Here is a 15971-nt window from a genome sequence, read left to right as displayed (position 1 = left end):
GCGGGGCCGGTACCGGCCGGTGGGCGCGGGGGGCCTGACAGTAGAGTTCGGCTGCGTCTTTCCCCGATCACCGAGGTACCGGCCTTGTCTTCCGCACCCTCCACCTCCTGCGAACCGTCCGTCCCCCAGCCCTCGCGTGCCGTGAGCGTCGTGGGGATCGGTGCGGACGGATGGGCGGGCCTGCCGGACGCCTCGCGCACGGCGCTGCTGACGGCCGACGTCGTGATCGGCGGCGAGCGCCAGCTCGCGCTGCTCCCGGCGTCCTGCGCGGGGCGGCGCGTGCCGTGGCCCTCGCCGCTCAGGCCGGCCGTCCCGGGGCTCATCGCCGCGCACGCGGGGCACGCGGTCGCCGTCCTGGCCAGCGGTGACCCCATGTTCTACGGCATCGGCCGCACCCTCACCGAGGAGTTGGGGGCCGGGTCGCTGCACGTCCTGCCGCATCCGTCCTCGGTCTCCCACGCCTGCGCCCGGCTCGGCTGGCCGCTGGAGGACACCGAGGTCGTCACGCTGGTCGGCCGCCCCGCCGCCCGGCTGGCCGCCGCCCTCCACGAAGGGCGGCGGCTGCTCGTCCTGAGCGCCGGTGCCGCGACGCCCGCCGCCGTGGCCGCCCTGCTCTGCGAACAGGGCTTCGGGCCGAGCCGGATGAGGGTGCTCGAACAGCTCGGCGGGGAACGCGAGTCCTGCGCGGAGGGGATCGCCGAGACCTGGGCGCACCCGGCGGGCGACCCGCTGAACATTGTCGCGGTGGAGTGCCGGCGCGCACCGGAGGCGCTGCGGCTCGGAGCCGTACCGGGGCTGCCCGACGAGGCGTACGAGCACGACGGCCAGCTCACCAAGCGGCACGTCCGGGCCGCGACGCTCGGCGCGCTCGCGCCCGCCCCCGGTGAGCTCCTCTGGGACATCGGCGGCGGCTCCGGTTCGATCGCAGTCGAGTGGATGCGGACCGCGCCGTCCTGCCGGGCGGTCAGCGTGGAACGCGACCCGGAGCGGGCGCTGCGCATCGCGCGCAACGCCGACCGGCTGGGGGTGCCGGGTCTGCGGGTCGTGACCGGCCGGGCACCGGAGGCGCTGGCCGGACTCCCCGTGCCCGACGCCGTGTTCATCGGCGGCGGGCTCACCGTCCCCGGCCTGCTCGACGCCTGCTGGGAGGCCCTTCCCGTCGGCGGCCGGCTGGTCGCCAACACGGTCACCCTGGAGTCCGAGGCGATGCTCGCCGAGCGGTACCGGGTGCACGGCGGGGAGCTGGTACGTCTCGCGGTGGCCCACGCCGTTCCGGTCGGCGGCTTCACCGGCTGGCGCCAGGCCATGCCCGTGACCCAGTGGTCCGTTCACAAACACGCATCCGTGCCCGCACAGACCTCCGTGCGTAAGCGGGCGTCCGTGCGCAAACTCTCAGGAGACAAGAACACATGACCGTGTACTTCATCGGCGCGGGCCCAGGTGCGGCCGACCTGATCACGGTGCGCGGCGCCCGGATCCTCGCCGCGAGCCCCGTCTGCCTGTACGCGGGCAGCCTCGTGCCGCGCGAACTGCTCGACGACTGCCCGGCGGGCGCACGGCTCGTGGACACCGCGCAGCTGGACATCGAGCAGATCACGGCCGAGCTGGTAGGGGCCCACGCGGCCGGGCACGACGTGGCGCGGCTCCACTCGGGCGACCCGTCGGTGTTCAGCGCGGTCAACGAGCAGATGCGGCGGCTGGACGAGGCCGATGTGCCGTACGAGGTGGTGCCGGGCGTGCCGGCGTTCGCGGCGGCGGCCGCCGCGCTGAAGCGGGAGCTGACGGTGCCGACCGTCGGCCAGACGGTGATCCTGACCCGGATCGCGCAGCGGGCGACCGCGATGCCGGAGGGCGAGGACCTGGCGACGCTCGGACGCAGCGGTGCGCTGATCGTGCTGCACCTGGCGGCGCGGTACGTGGACCGGGTGGTCGAGGAACTGCTGCCGCACTACGGGGCGGACTGCCCGGCGGCGGTGGTGGCGATGGCGTCGCGGCCCGACGAACTGATCCTGCGGGGGTCGCTGGACTCCATCGCGGAGCAGGTGAAGGACGCCGGGGTGATCCGGACCGCCGTGATCATGGTGGGCCGTACGTTGGGGGCGGAGCAGTTCCGGGACAGCCACCTGTACTCACCCGAACGTGACCGGCACGCCTGCTGACGCCTGCGGGCTGAGGGGGAGACGTAAGGGCGGCGGGGACCGACGGGCCTCCGCGGCCCGCGGTCACCGGACGTCGCTGCGCCCCACCACCGCCCCGGCGCGGTCGATGCAGATGACGTCCACCGCCACCGGCGCGCCCCGCAACACCGACAGGGCCTGATCACGCGCCGCCACCGCCACCAGATCGCCGAGCGGGACGCCCGCCGCCGTGCACAGCTGGAGCGCCTCCAGTCCCGTGTTGGCCGTGGCGATCCGGGCCGCCAGTTCCTCGTCCGCGCCGCCCGTCCTCGCCAGCTCCGCCAGGAACGGTTTGTCGACCTGCGAGCGCGCAGAGTGCAGGTCCAGATGACCCGCCGCCAGCTTCGACAGCTTCGCGAAGCCGCCGCACACCGTCAGCCGGTCCACCGGGTGCCGGCGAACGTACTTCAGCACCGCGCCCGCGAAGTCCCCCATGTCGAGCAGGGCGATCTCCGGCAGCCCGTACTCGGCCACCACCGTCTTCTCCGAGGTCGAGCCCGTGCATCCCGCCACGTGGCGGTGCCCGGCGGCCCGTGCCACGTCCACGCCACGGCGGATGGAGTCGATCCACGCCGAGCAGGAGTACGGCACGACGACCCCGGTCGTACCGAGGATCGACAGGCCGCCCAGGATGCCGAGCCGCGGATTCCACGTCGAGCGGGCGATCTCCTCGCCGTGGTCGACGGAGATGGTGACCTCCACGTCCCCCGGGCCGCCGTGCTCCCCCGCCACCCGTGCGATGTGCTCGCGGATCATCTGCCGGGGCACGGGGTTGATGGCCGGCTCCCCGACGTCGAGCGGCAGCCCGGGCAGAGTGACCGTGCCCACGCCGGGGCCGGCCCGGAACGCCACTCCGGAGCCCGGTGCGGAGCGGCGCACGGTCGCCCGTACCAGCGCCCCGTGCGTCACGTCGGGGTCGTCGCCCGCGTCCTTCACCACCCCGGCCATCGCCGTGCCGGCGGACAGTTCCTCCACCGCCAGGGCGAACGACGGCGTCTGGCCCCGGGGCAGTGTGATCGTCACCGGATCGGGGAAGTCGCCGGTCAGCAGTGCCGTGTACGCGGCCGTGGCCGCGGCGGTCGCGCAGGCACCGGTCGTCCACCCGGGTCGCAGACCGGTGTGTTTGAGTTGGGCGCTGCGCCCGCCCTTCGCCTCACTGCTCATGGATGGACCATCCGATGCGTCTGCATGTACTCGTGCTCGGCGGCACGACGGAAGCCCGGCGGCTCGCCGGGGCACTGGTGGACACCCTGCCCGCCGGGGCGCGGGTGACCAGCTCGCTCGCGGGCCGCGTGGCCCGTCCCGCGCTCCCGCCCGGCGAGGTGCGGATCGGCGGCTTCGGCGGGGCCGACGGGCTGGCCGGGTGGCTGCGGGCGCACCGGGTGGATGCCCTCATCGACGCCACCCATCCTTTCGCCGGGACGATCAGTTTCAACGCGGCCGAGGCCGCCGCCACCGCCCATGTTCCCCTGTTGGCGCTCCGCCGCCCAGGCTGGGTGCCCGTGGCGGGCGACCGCTGGCACCCGGCCGCTTCCCTGGAGGACGCCGCCGCGCTGCTGCCCGCGCTCGGCGCGCGCGTCTTCCTCACGACGGGCCGGATGGGACTGGCGGCCTTCGCCGGACTGGACGAGCTGTGGTTCCTGATGCGCTCGGTGGATGCCCCGGACGCCCCGTGCCCCGCGCGGATGGAGGTGCTGCTCGACCGGGGGCCGTTCACCCTCGACGGGGAGCGGGACCTGATCCGCCGCCACCGCGTCGACGTCCTCGTCACCAAGGACAGCGGCGGAGCGGCGACCGCCCCCAAGCTGACCGCCGCCCGCGAGGCCGGCATCCCGGTGGTCGTGGTGGGACGGCCACCGGTACCCGGAGGGGTGCCGGTGGCCGGTACGCCCGAGCAGGCCGTGGCCTGGCTGCGGGAGACGGTGGCGTACGGAGCCGGGGCCGGGGGACGGCCCTAACCCTCCGGGTACCGCCGCGGCGTCCAGACGATCTCCTGGCCGTCACCCCGCCGCACCCACTGCGTCTGCGAGGACCCGACGATGAGGATGGTCCGCATGTCGACCTCCTCCGGGTCGAGGTCGGCCAGCCGTACCGTACGGACGCTCTCCGTGGGCCCGCCGACATCGCGGCCCAGCACCACGGGGGTGTCGGGGGAGCGGTGTTCCAGCAGCAGGTCGCGGGCCTTGCCGACCTGCCAGGTCCGGGTGCGCGACCCGGGGTTGTACAGCGCCATGACCAGGTCGGCCGTGGCCGCCGCGCGCAGCCGCTCGGCGATGACCTCCCACGGCTTGAGGCGGTCCGACAGCGAGATGGTCGCGTAGTCGTGGCCGAGCGGCGCGCCCGCGCGGGCGGCGGCGGCGTTGGCCGCTGTCACACCAGGCAGGACCCGTACCGCGATGTCCTTGTACACGTCCTGCGACGCGACCTCCAGCACCGCCGTAGCCATCGCGAAGACCCCCGGGTCGCCGCCCGACACCACGGCTACGCGCCGGCCGCGCCCGGCCAGGTCGAGGGCGAACTCGGCGCGCTCCGACTCGACCTTGTTGTCGGAACCGTGGCGCGACTGACCGGGCCTGACCGGCACCCGGTCGAGGTAGGTCGTGTATCCGACGACGTCGTCGGCGGCCGCCAGGGCACCGCGCGTCTCGGGCGTCAGCCACAGCGGACCGGCGGGTCCGGTGCCGACCACGACGACCTCGCCGGAGCCGGGCACGCGCTCCGGGCGTGGTGCGTCGATACGGCTGGGCAGGACGGCGACCGCGAAGTACGGCACCGAGTCCGGGTCCGTGCCGGCGAGGTCGCCGGTGCGCTCCCCGGCCATCGTCGCCCGCTCGACGTACCGCGCGTCGGCCAGCCGCCCGGACGCCTCGAAGGCGCGGCGCACGGCCGGGAACGTACGGCCCAGCTTCATCACGACCGCGGAGTCCGTGGCCGCGAGACGTGCCGTCAGCTCCTCCTCGGGCAGCGTGCCCGGCAGGATCGTCAGCACCTCCTCGCCCTCGACGAGCGGGGTGCCGAGGCGGGCCGCGGCGGCGCTGACGGAGGTGACGCCGGGGATGACCTCGGTGGCGTAACGGTCCGCGAGCCGCTTGTGCATGTGCATGTACGAGCCGTAGAACAGCGGGTCGCCCTCGGCGAGCACGGCGACGGTGAGTCCGGCGTCGAGGTGCACGGCGAGGCGCGCCGCGGCTTCGGTGTAGAACTCCTCCAACGCGCCCCGGTAGCCGCCCGGGTGGTCGGTGGTCTCCGTGGTGACGGGGTAGACCAGCGCCTCTTCGATGTGGTCGGCACGGATGTGCTCGGCCGCGATGGAACGGGCGATGGACCGGCCGTGCCGGGCGCTGTGGTACGCCACGACGTCGGCCTCGGCGATGACCTGGACGGCCCGGACGGTCATCAGGGACGGGTCACCCGGGCCGAGGCCCACGCCGTAGAGCCGGCCGGTGGTCCGTGAGGTGCCGCTTGTCTCCTGCTGGGTGCTCACGGTCACTCCTCCTCGCTGGCGATGGCGTTGAGGGCCGCCGCTGCGATGGCGCTGCCACCGCGACGGCCGCGCACGATCATGTGCTCCAGGCCGGACGGGTGGGCGGCCAGGGCGTCCTTGGACTCGGCCGCTCCGATGAAGCCGACCGGCATGCCTATGACGGCGGCGGGGCGCGGGGCGCCCTCCTCGATCATCTCCAGCAGCCGGAAGAGGGCGGTGGGAGCGTTGCCGACGGCGACGACGGCGCCGTCCATGCGATCCCTCCACAGTTCGAGTGCGGCGGCGCTGCGGGTGGTGCCCATCTTCGCGGCGAGGTCCGGCACCGAGGGGTCGGACAGGGTGCAGATCACCTCGTTGCCGGCGGGCAGCCGCTTGCGGGTGACGCCGCTCGCGAGCATGGCCACGTCGCAGAGGATCGGTGCGCCGGACCGCAGCGCGGCGCGGGCGTGCGCGACGGCGTCCGGGGAGAAGGCGATGTCGCGTACGAGGTCGACCATGCCGCAGGCGTGGATCATGCGGACGGCGACCTGGCTGACATCGGCGGGCAGCCCGGCCAGATCCGCCTCCGCGCGGATGGTGGCGAAGGACTGGCGGTAGATCGCCGGTCCGTCCTTCTCGTACTGATGCACTGTGTCTTCGCTTTCTCTGTCTGCGTGAGGGTGGTGACGGTTCGTCATGGGGCGGTGCGTGCCGTTGCCACCGCTGAGGCGAGCGAGGGCGAGCCGGGCGGAACGGTCACCGGGTCGTGCGGGCGGGTGCCGTCCCGTACGACGGTGATCCGGTGGCCGCCGCCGGGGGTGGCGACGACGTCGACCCACTCCCCGTGCGGGTGGCCGCACCGGCGTTCGCAGCCGGACCAGTGGACGGGCAGCCGTCCCGGCGGTCCGACGGCCGCGGCCGCGTCGGCCCGTACGTCGGACAGCGACTTGGCGCAGCCGGGCTGTCCGATGCAGGCGCCCACCCCCGACCACGGGGACGCGGGGCCGGTGATCAGCCCCGCCGCGTCGAGCTCGGCCAGCAGTCCGTCCGCCCGGTCCGCCGCCGCGCCGGGCACGACGACGCCGCGCCACGGGGTGAGACGGAGCTCGCCGCCGCACCGGCGGGCCGTCCCGGTGAGCAACTGCCACTGCGCGGGGGCGAGACGGCCCAGGGGCACGTCTGCGGCGAGCGCGACGCTGTGGCGGTGGGCGGTGGGTGCCGGCACGAGGCCGGGAGGCGGCGGGACCGCCCGCTTCGGGCGGGATGCATCCGCCGTCGTGGCCCCTGTGAGCCGCTGCGCGACGCGGTCCCGGAGGGTGGCGTGCACGCCGTCGGGGAGGTCCTTCACGCGCCAGGCGCCGGAGGGGCGGGCGGCGTGCAGGAAGACTTCGGCGGCCAGGAGGGCGGCGCGCGGCGCCTCGGCGCCGGGCAGGCGCAGGACGGTCGCGCTGTCGCCGATGCGCAGCAGAGCGTCCGCGCCATCTGCGACGAGGGTCACGTCGGCGCCGAGGGCGTCCACGTCGCCGCGGCCGTCGTCGAGGGCGAACAGAAAGCGGCCGGAGAGGGCGGTCGCGCTCTCGCTCCGGCACAGCAGCCGGTCCAGTCCGGTCAGCCAGGGGCGGACGTCCGGCAGCCCACGGTCGTCGAGACCGGTCAGGGGCGAGGCGACGATGTTCCGTACGCGTTCGTGGCGCTCGGAGGGCAGGAGTCCGGCGGCGCCGAGCAGGCCGGCCAGCTCGGGACCGCAGTCCTGTGAGAGGCCGCGGAGCTGGGCGTTGCCGCGCGAGGTGAGGTGTACGTCACCGTCGCCGAGCCGCCGGGACGCCTCGTGGAGGGCCTCCGCCTGAGCGGTGGTCAGGACGCCGCCCGGTATCCGGACCCGGGCGAGCGCGCCGTCGTCCGCACGGTGGAGCCGCAGTGTGCCGGGGCAGGCATCACCACTGCTCCGGGCACAGGCGGCGCCCTGGGGCCGGGGCGAAGGGGCGGAAGCGGACATGGCGGCGAGCATACCGACCACGCCACCGGCACCCGCCCGGCCATGCACCGTCAGTGGCCGACTCCACCACCAGCCCACCACCGCCGGACTCACCCCGCGACCGGGCAAGCCCGGGGGCGCGCCCGCCCGGTCCCGAGGACGAGATTCCGGGTGGCCCCACCCGCGCACCCTCCGCCGCTTAGGATGCACACGGCGGTCCATACGGACTGCCGTCGCCAGACGGCGACAGGGGAGGAAGCCCGGTGAGATTCCGGCGCGGTCCCGCCACTGTGAGTTCGGCCGAGAACCGGCCGGGCGAGTCAGGAACTCCCTTCCCCGTACGCCCGGTTCCGCCCGGGCAGGGGAACTCGATTCCGACACCGCCCGGGGCGTGGACACCCCGAGGAAGGCTTGACGCAGCATGATTCTGCTTCTGTCGACGTCCGACACCGACCTGCTGAGCGCCCGCGCATCGGAAGGCCCGGTCAGCTACCGCTACGCCAACCCCTCCCGGCTCCCGCTCGACACCCTCCCCGAACTCCTCGACGGCGTGGACCTCGTCGTCGTCCGGCTGCTCGGCGGCGTACGCGCCTGGCAGGAGGGCCTCGACCAGCTGCTCGCCACCGGCCGCCCCGTCGTCGTGCTGACCGGCGAACAGGCCCCCGACGCCCAGCTGATGGCCGCCTCCACCGTGCCCATCGGGATCGCCGCCGAGGCGCACGCGTACCTCGCGCACGGTGGCCCCGCCAACCTGGCGCAGCTTGGCCGGTTCCTGTCCGACACCGTCCTGCTCACCGGCCACGGCTTCGACCCGCCCGCCCCCGCCCCGGCCTGGGGCCCGCTGGTGCGTACCGCGCGTGAGCTCGACGAGGCCGCGCCCACCATCGCGGTTCTCTACTACCGCGCCCACCACATGAGCGGGAACACCGCGTTCATCGACGACCTCTGCTCGGCCGTGGAGGACGCCGGGGCCCGCGCCCTGCCGTTGTACGTCGCCTCGCTGCGTACCCCCGAGCCCGAGCTCATCGACGAACTCCGCGCCGCCGACGCCATCGTGACCACCGTCCTCGCGGCCGGCGGCACCCGCCCGGCCGAGGCGTCCGCGGGCGGCGACGACGAGTCGTGGGACGCGGGCGCGCTCACCGGCCTCGACGTACCGATCCTGCAGGCACTCTGCCTGACCGGTTCCCGCAGCGACTGGGAGGACAACGACGAGGGCGTGTCCCCGCTGGACGCCGCCAGTCAGATCGCGGTCCCCGAGTTCGACGGCCGGCTGATCACCGTCCCGTTCTCCTTCAAGGAGATCGACGAGGACGGCCTGCCCGCGTACGTCGCCGACGCCGAACGCGCGGCAAGGGTCGCGGGAATCGCCGTACGGCATGCGAGGCTGCGCCACATCCCGGCCGCCGAGAAGCGGATCGCGCTCGTTCTCTCCGCGTACCCGACCAAGCACTCCCGCATCGGCAACGCGGTCGGCCTCGACACACCTGCCAGTGCCGTCGCGCTGCTGCGCAGGCTCCGGGCGGAGGGGTACGACTTCGGCCCCGAGGAGGAGATCCCCGGCCTCGTCTCCGGCGACGGCGACGAGCTGATCTACGCCCTCATCGAGGCCGGCGGCCACGACCAGGAGTGGCTCACCGACGAGCAGCTGGCCCGCAACCCGGTCCGGATACCGGCAGCGGACTACCGCCGCTGGTTCGCCACGCTGCCCGCCGAACTCCGCGAGGCCGTCGAGCGGCACTGGGGCCCGGCCCCCGGCGAGATGTTCGTGGACCGGTCCAGCAACCCCGAGGGCGACATCGTCCTCGCGGCCCTGCGCCGCGGCAATCTGCTCATCCTGATCCAGCCGCCCCGCGGCTTCGGCGAGAACCCGATCGCGATCTACCACGACCCCGATCTGCCACCCTCGCACCACTACCTGGCCGCGTACCGCTGGATCGCCGCCTCGGCCGACGACAACGGCTTCGGCGCCGACGCGATGATCCACCTCGGCAAGCACGGCAACCTGGAGTGGCTGCCCGGCAAGAACGCCGGACTCTCGGCCGCCTGCGGCCCGGACGCGGCCCTGGGCGATCTGCCGCTGGTCTACCCGTTCCTGGTCAACGACCCCGGCGAGGGCACCCAGGCCAAGCGCCGGGTCCACGCCACCCTGGTCGACCACCTCGTACCGCCGATGGCCCGCGCCGACAGCTACGGCGACATCGCACGCCTGGAGCAGCTCCTCGACGAGCACGCCCAGATCGCGGCCATGGACCCGGCGAAGCTCCCGGCGATCCGCGCGCAGATCTGGACGCTCATCCAGGCCGCGAAGCTCGACCACGACCTAGGGCTCGAAGACCGGCCCGAGGACGAGGGCTTCGACGAGTTCATCATGCATCTCGACGGCTGGCTCTGTGAGATCAAGGACGTCCAGATCCGCGACGGTCTGCACGTCCTCGGCGGCGCCCCCACCGGCAAGGAGCGCGTCAACCTCGTCCTGGCGATTCTGCGCGCCCGCCAGATCTGGGGCGGTACGTCGTCGCTGCCCGGTCTGCGCGAGGCCCTCGGTCTCGACGAGTCGGCGGCCACCCGCACCGCGGCCGACGAGATCGAGGAGCAGGCCCGCGCCCTCGTCCAGGCGATGGAGGACGCGGACTGGGACCCGGCAGCCGTCGGAGCCGTGGCCGCAGGCCGGCCGTCGGCGGTCGCCGACATCCTCGACTTCGCCGCCCGCGAGGTCGTACCGCGCCTAGCCGCGACGACCGACGAACTCACCCACACCGTCCACGCGCTTAACGGCGGCTTCGTGCCCGCCGGTCCGTCCGGTTCGCCGCTGCGCGGACTCGTCAACGTCCTGCCGACCGGCCGCAACTTCTACTCGGTCGACCCGAAGGCCGTCCCCTCCAAGCTCGCCTGGGAGACGGGGCAGGCCCTCGCCGACTCGCTGCTGGAGCGCTACCGCGCCGACAACGGCGACTGGCCCACCTCGGTCGGCCTGTCGCTGTGGGGTACGAGCGCGATGCGCACGGCGGGCGACGACATCGCCGAGGCGTTCGCGCTGCTCGGCGTCCGTCCGGTGTGGGACGACGCCTCGCGCAGGGTGACGGGCCTGGAGGCCATCCCGTACGAGGAGCTGGGCCGGCCCCGCATCGACGTCACCCTGCGCATCTCCGGGTTCTTCCGTGACGCGTTCCCGCACACGATCGGCCTGCTGGACGACGCGGTGCGGCTGGCCGCCTCGCTCGACGAGCCCGCCGAACAGAACCACGTACGCGCCCACACGCAGGCCGACCTGGCCGAACACGGCGACGAACGGCGCGCCACCACCCGCATCTTCGGCTCGCGGCCCGGCACGTACGGCGCGGGGCTGCTCCAGCTCATCGACTCGCGCGACTGGCGCACGGACGCCGACCTCGCCGAGGTCTACACGGTGTGGGGCGGATACGCGTACGGCCGTGAACTGGACGGCCGCCCCGCCCGGGACGAGATGGAGAGCGCGTACAAGCGCATCGAGGTCGCCGCGAAGAACACCGACACCCGTGAGCACGACATCGCGGACTCGGACGACTACTTCCAGTACCACGGCGGCATGGTCGCCACGGTCCGCGCGCTGAAGGGCACCGCCCCGGAGGCGTACATCGGCGACTCGACCCGCCCCGAGACCGTCCGCACGCGGACGCTGGTCGAGGAGACGTCACGCGTCTTCCGCGCCCGGGTGGTCAACCCCAAGTGGATCGAGGCGATGCGCCGCCACGGGTACAAGGGTGCCTTCGAGCTGGCCGCGACGGTCGACTACCTCTTCGGGTACGACGCGACGACGGGTGTGGTCGCCGACTGGATGTACGACAAGCTGACCGAGACGTACGTCCTGGACCCGACGAACCGCGAGTTCCTCCAGCAGGCCAACCCCTGGGCGCTGCACGGCATCGCGGAACGCCTCCTGGAGGCGGAGTCGCGCGGCATGTGGGCCAAGCCCGATCCCGCGGTGCTCGACGCGCTGCGCAAGGTCTTCCTGGAGACGGAAGGCGAGCTGGAGGGCGAGCTCTGAGCCGAAGCACCCGTGGTCACTCCTGCGGAACGGCACAATCGCGGTCATGGTGACCTCTGACGCCGGGCTGGAAGAGACCACGGGGCCGCCGGCCCTTCTCCGCGGGTTCCTGACCGGCGGGATGACCGGTGCCGCACTGGCGTGCATGGTCTCCGGGGTGGTCATCGGGAGCGTGCCGGTCCTTCTGACCGGCGCCGGGATCCAGGTGCTCACCGTCGTGGTGCTGCTGGTCCTGGAAAGCCGGATGAAGGCAGGGAAGCCGGTCCCGGTCACGCGTACGGCGCCGGCGCTGATCGAGACCGTGCGTGCCGTCGGCGGGGAGTCGGCGAACATCCCGGTGGAGTTCGATCTCACGGTCGCTCCCGACGACCGTGCGGCGTACCGGGTCACCACCACCCAGCTGATCAACCTGGCCGACCTCCCCGTCTACCGGCCGAGAGGCATGACGGTCGTCGAGTTCCGGCCGGACGAGCCGTGGTGGGTCGAGATCGTCACCCGGCCGTCTCCCGAGTGGCTGCGGCGGCAGGCGGCGGAGAGGGTGGACTCCGCGCCCGAGTCCACCCGCGTGCGCAGGCCCGCGACCAAGGGCGGGTCGTGCTGCCTCATCGGTTTCGTGGGGCTCCTGATCGGTGCGGCGGTCGCGGTGGTGCTGCTGCGGGGCGAACTGTTCGGGGAGGAGGCCGTGGCGAGGCGCCCGGCCTCGGCCCCCGACCGCACGTTCTCGTCGTCGACGACGGTTTCGGGGCCGTCCTCGTCCCTGCTCAGGGCGGGCCGGATGCGCGCGGCCGCCGAATCGCTGACCGGTCGCGTGGGTACGCCGACAGTGGACGAACTCACCATCGAGGACCACCGCATGGCGGTGAAGGGCGAGGAGGGCGGTTCCTCGGAGGCGGCGAATTCCATCGACCTGCGCACCCTGCCGTACGAACTCCTCCCCGGCCTGGTGCGCGAGGCCAGGACCAGCCTGGAGTGGGCTCCCCGGGGACCTGGCGCATCGACGTCGGCCCCGCCCCGGGTGACCGGGAGCTGACCATCCGGGTCTCGGTCACGGGCAAGGGCGGCGAGGCGTTCCTGGAGGCGGACTCCCATGGCCGGATCACCGAGCGGTACCCGCGGTGACGTGATCACGGGAACGGCCCCCGGAGCATCACGGGAACGGCCCCCGGAACCGTGGGTTCCAGGGGCCGCGAGCCGTGCCGTGCTGCCGTACGCGGTTGAGGGTGACGTCAGTTGGCGTTCACCAGGTCATGCGCGGGCACCTTCACCGTGCGCGCTCCCGGCGTACCGCCGAGGACGACCTTGCGCAGGGCGCTGTTGTTCTTGAGGCTGGTCTCCTTCAGCCGCTTCTCCGGGTTGGCGAGCACCTGGATGTAGTAGGTGCCGTTCGCCAGACCGGTGATGTCGAAGGACTGACCCGGAAGGTCCTGCGTGTACGTGTCGCCGGAGCCCACGTCGAGCACCTCACGCACGGAGATCGAGTTCTCCTGGCCGCACGCGGTGGACAGGTCGGTGTTGCCCGGGTGCCAGTTGGCGTTCTTCACCGTGTAGTCGACCGCGTCGGTGTTGGCCAGGCAGAACGCCTCCTTGCCGCTGCGCACCTGCTCCTTCTTGTCGGCCTTCAGCAGCCGGTAGCTGGCGAAGTCGGTGAAGTGCCAGTGCTCGTGGCCCGGGCGGGGGTCCCACTCCATGGTGCCGGTCGGCGTGTAGCCGACCTGCTTGCCCTTGGCGTCGTAGAAGTACTGGTACGCGTCCATCAGCTTCTTGCCCGGCTTGCGGAAGCCGTCCACGACGAGCTGGGCGGGACCCGCGTTCCACACGTTCGCGCTGAAGGCCAGGTAGTCCTTGCCCTTCACGTTCTCGTTGCCGTCGCTGATCGTGATGCCGTAGGCCGGCAGCGAGCGGAGGTCCGGCTTGGGCACGTCAGGCACGGACGCCTTGCCGCTGGGCCGCGCGGTGTTCGGCGCGACGGCGGGAGCCTTCCTGGAGCCGTCGGTCTGGCCGGGTGCGTCACCCGTGTCCGAAGCCCGCATCGTGCTCTTCCTGAGCGCCCACGGGAGGGCGGGGGGCGCGGGCGTGTAGGGGCCGTGACCCACGTTGTACGAGGGACCGGCGCCGCTCGTCGCGGACGCCGGGGCGGGCGAGCGCAGCGGGCCGCCGTGACCTGCGTGGCCCGCGGTCGCCTTGCCCCGCATCTGTGCCGCGCCGGGATCGTCCTCCCAGCTGCGCTCGCGGACCGTCAGCTTGACCGTCCGCGGCTTGTCGGCGATGCCGAACAGGTCCCGGTACTTCTTGGTCACGGAGACCTTGGCGGTGTACTTGCCGGCCTTGAGGGCGACCGGGGTGCCGTAGTAACCCGCGTACGTGTTGGACGCCCAGCCGTTCTCGACGCCCCACACCGAACCCAGGGTGAACGGGTTGGGCGGGCAGCTCTCCGGATACTTCGACGTGGAGGGCGCGTCAGGACGTACCCGCCCGGAGGCGTTGTTGGGACAGAAGGCCTCCTTGCGGTTGGCCACGACCTTGCCCGCGGGGTCGGTGATCACGATCTGCGCGAAGTCGGGCAGCCCCGCGAAGTCCTTCACCACACCGCGCGGAAGGGTCTTGGTCCGGGTCTTCTTCCCCTCGCGGATGATCTGGGTGGCGACGACCGGGTCCTTGTAGGACTTGCGGGTCACCTTGAGTTCGAACGGCCCGTTCTCGGCGGTGACGTACGTACCGAGGTCGAGATAGACGCCAGGGTCTTCCTTCCACGAGTCGAGCGTCACCGAGGTGGAGGCCGCGATCAGGCTGAGCTTCGGCGCGGCCGACGCCTTGCTGTCGGGCGCGGCGGCCACGACTCCTGCGGTCACGGTGATCGCCGCGGCCACGGCCATCGACGAGCGCCACAGACGGGTTTGGCGGGATGTGGTCATTTTCCCCGTACTCCGTTTCATACGCGGGTTCCTGCTTCCTGCTGGGAGCGGAACTCTTTCCCCGGCTGTGAAGAGCCGGTGAACGGCATCAGAGGTTGTCTGTGAGCCCTTGAGTCACCCATGGTTGGCTGAAAAGTGCCGTCAGCGTGCTGAATCGAGCCGTAGGAGGACGGTTCCGGGGGCGTGAGGGGTGCGTCTGTAGTACCGGGCGCGCGCGAAAGCGCCGCCGCCCGTCCCCGAGGCGGGTCCCTGCCGCTGCCGCACCGGTCCGGCGTCGCCGCGGAGGAACCGGGCGGGCGCCCTGTCCCCCGCCGCCCTCCGACTGACGTGCTACAGGTGAATATCCGGACATCGCGATGCGCCGGGGGCCGGTCACCGGCACTCTGCTGAGAGGCGGAGCAGCCGGGGGATGCGCAGGCCGGTGGCCTGCTGCCGCCGCCCTCCGTCACCGGTGTCACGGGGATCACGGGCGCACCGGCCCGGCCCGGCGAAGCCCGGAGGACGCGAGTCGAAGGGGGCGCTCAAGTGACATCCGGTGCGACAGGGCCGACCGGTGCGACAGGGCCATCCGGTCGATCACGTACGACAGGCGAGCCGGCCGGGGGCGTCGGCGCGCAGCCGGAGGGTCCCGCCGTGCCGACGGTTCCGGTGCAGCCGGCCCGCCCGCCCGGAGAAGAGCGCCGGCGCCCGGTGCCCCGACACGTCGCGTGCGTGATGGACGGGAACGGCCGGTGGGCGCAGCAACGCTCCCTGCCGCGTACGTCCGGGCACAGGGCGGCCGAGGCGACGGTGATCGACGTCATCGAGGCGGCGCGGTCGGCGGGCGTCGAATGGCTCAGCCTGTACGCCTTCTCCACCGAGAACTGGCGGCGCCCGGGCGAGGAGATCGACTTCCTCATGCGCCTGGTGCGCCGTGTGGTGCGCAAACACGCGCTGATGCTGCACGCACGCGGTATCCGATGCCGGTTCCTTGGGGCCGAGGACCCGAGAATTCCGGCGCCTCTGGCCCAGGACTTCGCCGACCTGATGACACTCACCGAGGCCAACCGGGGCATGACGCTGACCGTGGCGTTCGACCACGGCGGGCGCCAGGACATCGTCGCCGCTGCGCGATCCCTCATCCGTGCCGGGGTGCCCGCCGATGCCGTCGACCAAGCGTGCTTCGCCGCACATCTGCCTGTCCCCGACACGCCTGACGTGGATCTCGTCATCCGTACCTCGGGCGAACAGCGCATCTCCAACTTCATGCTCTGGCAGGTGGCCTACGCCGAGTGGATCTTCCCGCCGGTGCTCTGGCCCGACTTCCGTGCGCCGCACCTTCTGGAGTGCCTGCACGAATTCCGGCGCCGCGACCGCCGATTCGGCGGCGTGGCGCCACAAGCGAACGGAGAACCACACAGGTGAAGGAAACGGACGA

General features: G+C 72.9%; 11 protein-coding genes and 1 riboswitch. Of the genes, 6 read left to right on the top strand and 5 right to left on the bottom strand.

Annotation, left to right across the window (positions count from 1 at the left end):
• The first annotated feature begins 141 nt into the window (after positions 1-141).
• Together cbiE and cobM are read left to right on the top strand one after the other, a co-directional pair.
• A complete protein-coding gene (gene cbiE, locus AB0C82_RS21610) occupies positions 142-1413 on the top strand; it encodes a precorrin-6y C5,15-methyltransferase (decarboxylating) subunit CbiE (protein WP_362845174.1) in 1272 nt (423 codons plus the stop codon).
• On the top strand, positions 1410-2159 hold the full coding sequence (gene cobM, locus AB0C82_RS21605; RefSeq protein WP_362844390.1) for a precorrin-4 C(11)-methyltransferase: 750 nt from the start codon (positions 1410-1412) through the stop codon (positions 2157-2159). Before cbiE ends, cobM begins: the two co-directional genes overlap by 4 nt.
• Positions 2160-2222: 63 nt before the next feature.
• Here cobM and AB0C82_RS21600 read toward each other — a convergent pair whose 3' ends face one another.
• Positions 2223-3341: a cobalt-precorrin-5B (C(1))-methyltransferase gene (locus AB0C82_RS21600; RefSeq protein ID WP_362844388.1), complete on the bottom strand. Its 1119-nt coding sequence runs from the start codon at positions 3339-3341 to the stop codon at positions 2223-2225.
• 20 nt (positions 3342-3361) lie between these two features.
• Here AB0C82_RS21600 and AB0C82_RS21595 point away from each other — a divergent pair, with 20 nt between their 5' ends.
• The gene (locus tag AB0C82_RS21595) at positions 3362-4135 is read left to right on the top strand and encodes a cobalt-precorrin-6A reductase (RefSeq protein WP_362845172.1); all 774 of its coding nucleotides are present in this window, start codon (positions 3362-3364) and stop codon (positions 4133-4135) included.
• Here AB0C82_RS21595 and AB0C82_RS21590 read toward each other — a convergent pair.
• Genes AB0C82_RS21590 through cobG form a run of 3 tightly spaced genes read right to left on the bottom strand, consistent with a single transcriptional unit; the run spans position 4132 to position 7648 of the window.
• Positions 4132-5667, bottom strand: a complete 1536-nt coding sequence (locus tag AB0C82_RS21590) for a precorrin-2 C(20)-methyltransferase (RefSeq protein WP_362844385.1) — start codon at positions 5665-5667, stop codon at positions 4132-4134. The genes AB0C82_RS21595 and AB0C82_RS21590 overlap by 4 nt on opposite strands.
• On the bottom strand, positions 5664-6290 hold the full coding sequence (locus AB0C82_RS21585) for a precorrin-8X methylmutase (protein ID WP_362844383.1): 627 nt from the start codon (positions 6288-6290) through the stop codon (positions 5664-5666). Before AB0C82_RS21585 ends, AB0C82_RS21590 begins: the two co-directional genes overlap by 4 nt.
• Before the next feature lie 44 nt (positions 6291-6334).
• Complete coding sequence (gene cobG, locus AB0C82_RS21580) at positions 6335-7648, bottom strand: precorrin-3B synthase (RefSeq protein ID WP_362845170.1); 1314 nt, start codon at positions 7646-7648, stop codon at positions 6335-6337.
• A 219-nt stretch (positions 7649-7867) separates the two neighbouring features.
• A riboswitch (cobalamin riboswitch) is annotated at positions 7868-7945 on the top strand.
• A 91-nt stretch (positions 7946-8036) separates the two neighbouring features.
• Between cobG and cobN the strand changes: the two genes are divergently transcribed.
• Together cobN and AB0C82_RS21570 are read left to right on the top strand one after the other, a co-directional pair.
• The gene (cobN, locus tag AB0C82_RS21575; RefSeq protein ID WP_362844381.1) at positions 8037-11642 is read left to right on the top strand and encodes a cobaltochelatase subunit CobN; all 3606 of its coding nucleotides are present in this window, start codon (positions 8037-8039) and stop codon (positions 11640-11642) included.
• Positions 11643-11688: 46 nt separating this feature from the next.
• Positions 11689-12672 (top strand): hypothetical protein, encoded by a 984-nt coding sequence (locus tag AB0C82_RS21570; protein ID WP_362844378.1) that lies wholly within the window; start codon positions 11689-11691, stop codon positions 12670-12672.
• Between the two features lie 196 nt (positions 12673-12868).
• On the opposite strand, the gene AB0C82_RS21565 is transcribed toward AB0C82_RS21570, so the two are convergent.
• Positions 12869-14554 (bottom strand): lysyl oxidase family protein, encoded by a 1686-nt coding sequence (locus AB0C82_RS21565; RefSeq protein ID WP_362844375.1) that lies wholly within the window; start codon positions 14552-14554, stop codon positions 12869-12871.
• A gap of 690 nt (positions 14555-15244) precedes the next feature.
• On the opposite strand from AB0C82_RS21565, the gene uppS reads away from it, so the two are divergent.
• Positions 15245-15958 carry a polyprenyl diphosphate synthase gene (gene uppS / locus AB0C82_RS21560; RefSeq protein WP_362844372.1) on the top strand — a complete coding sequence of 238 codons (714 nt, stop codon included), beginning with the start codon at positions 15245-15247 and terminating at the stop codon, positions 15956-15958.
• The last annotated feature ends 13 nt before the right edge of the window (positions 15959-15971 follow it).

This window comes from Streptomyces sp. NPDC048560 (assembly GCF_040650955.1).
In the GTDB taxonomy this organism is placed as follows: domain Bacteria; phylum Actinomycetota; class Actinomycetes; order Streptomycetales; family Streptomycetaceae; genus Streptomyces.
This window is presented reverse-complemented; position numbering and strand designations above follow the sequence as displayed.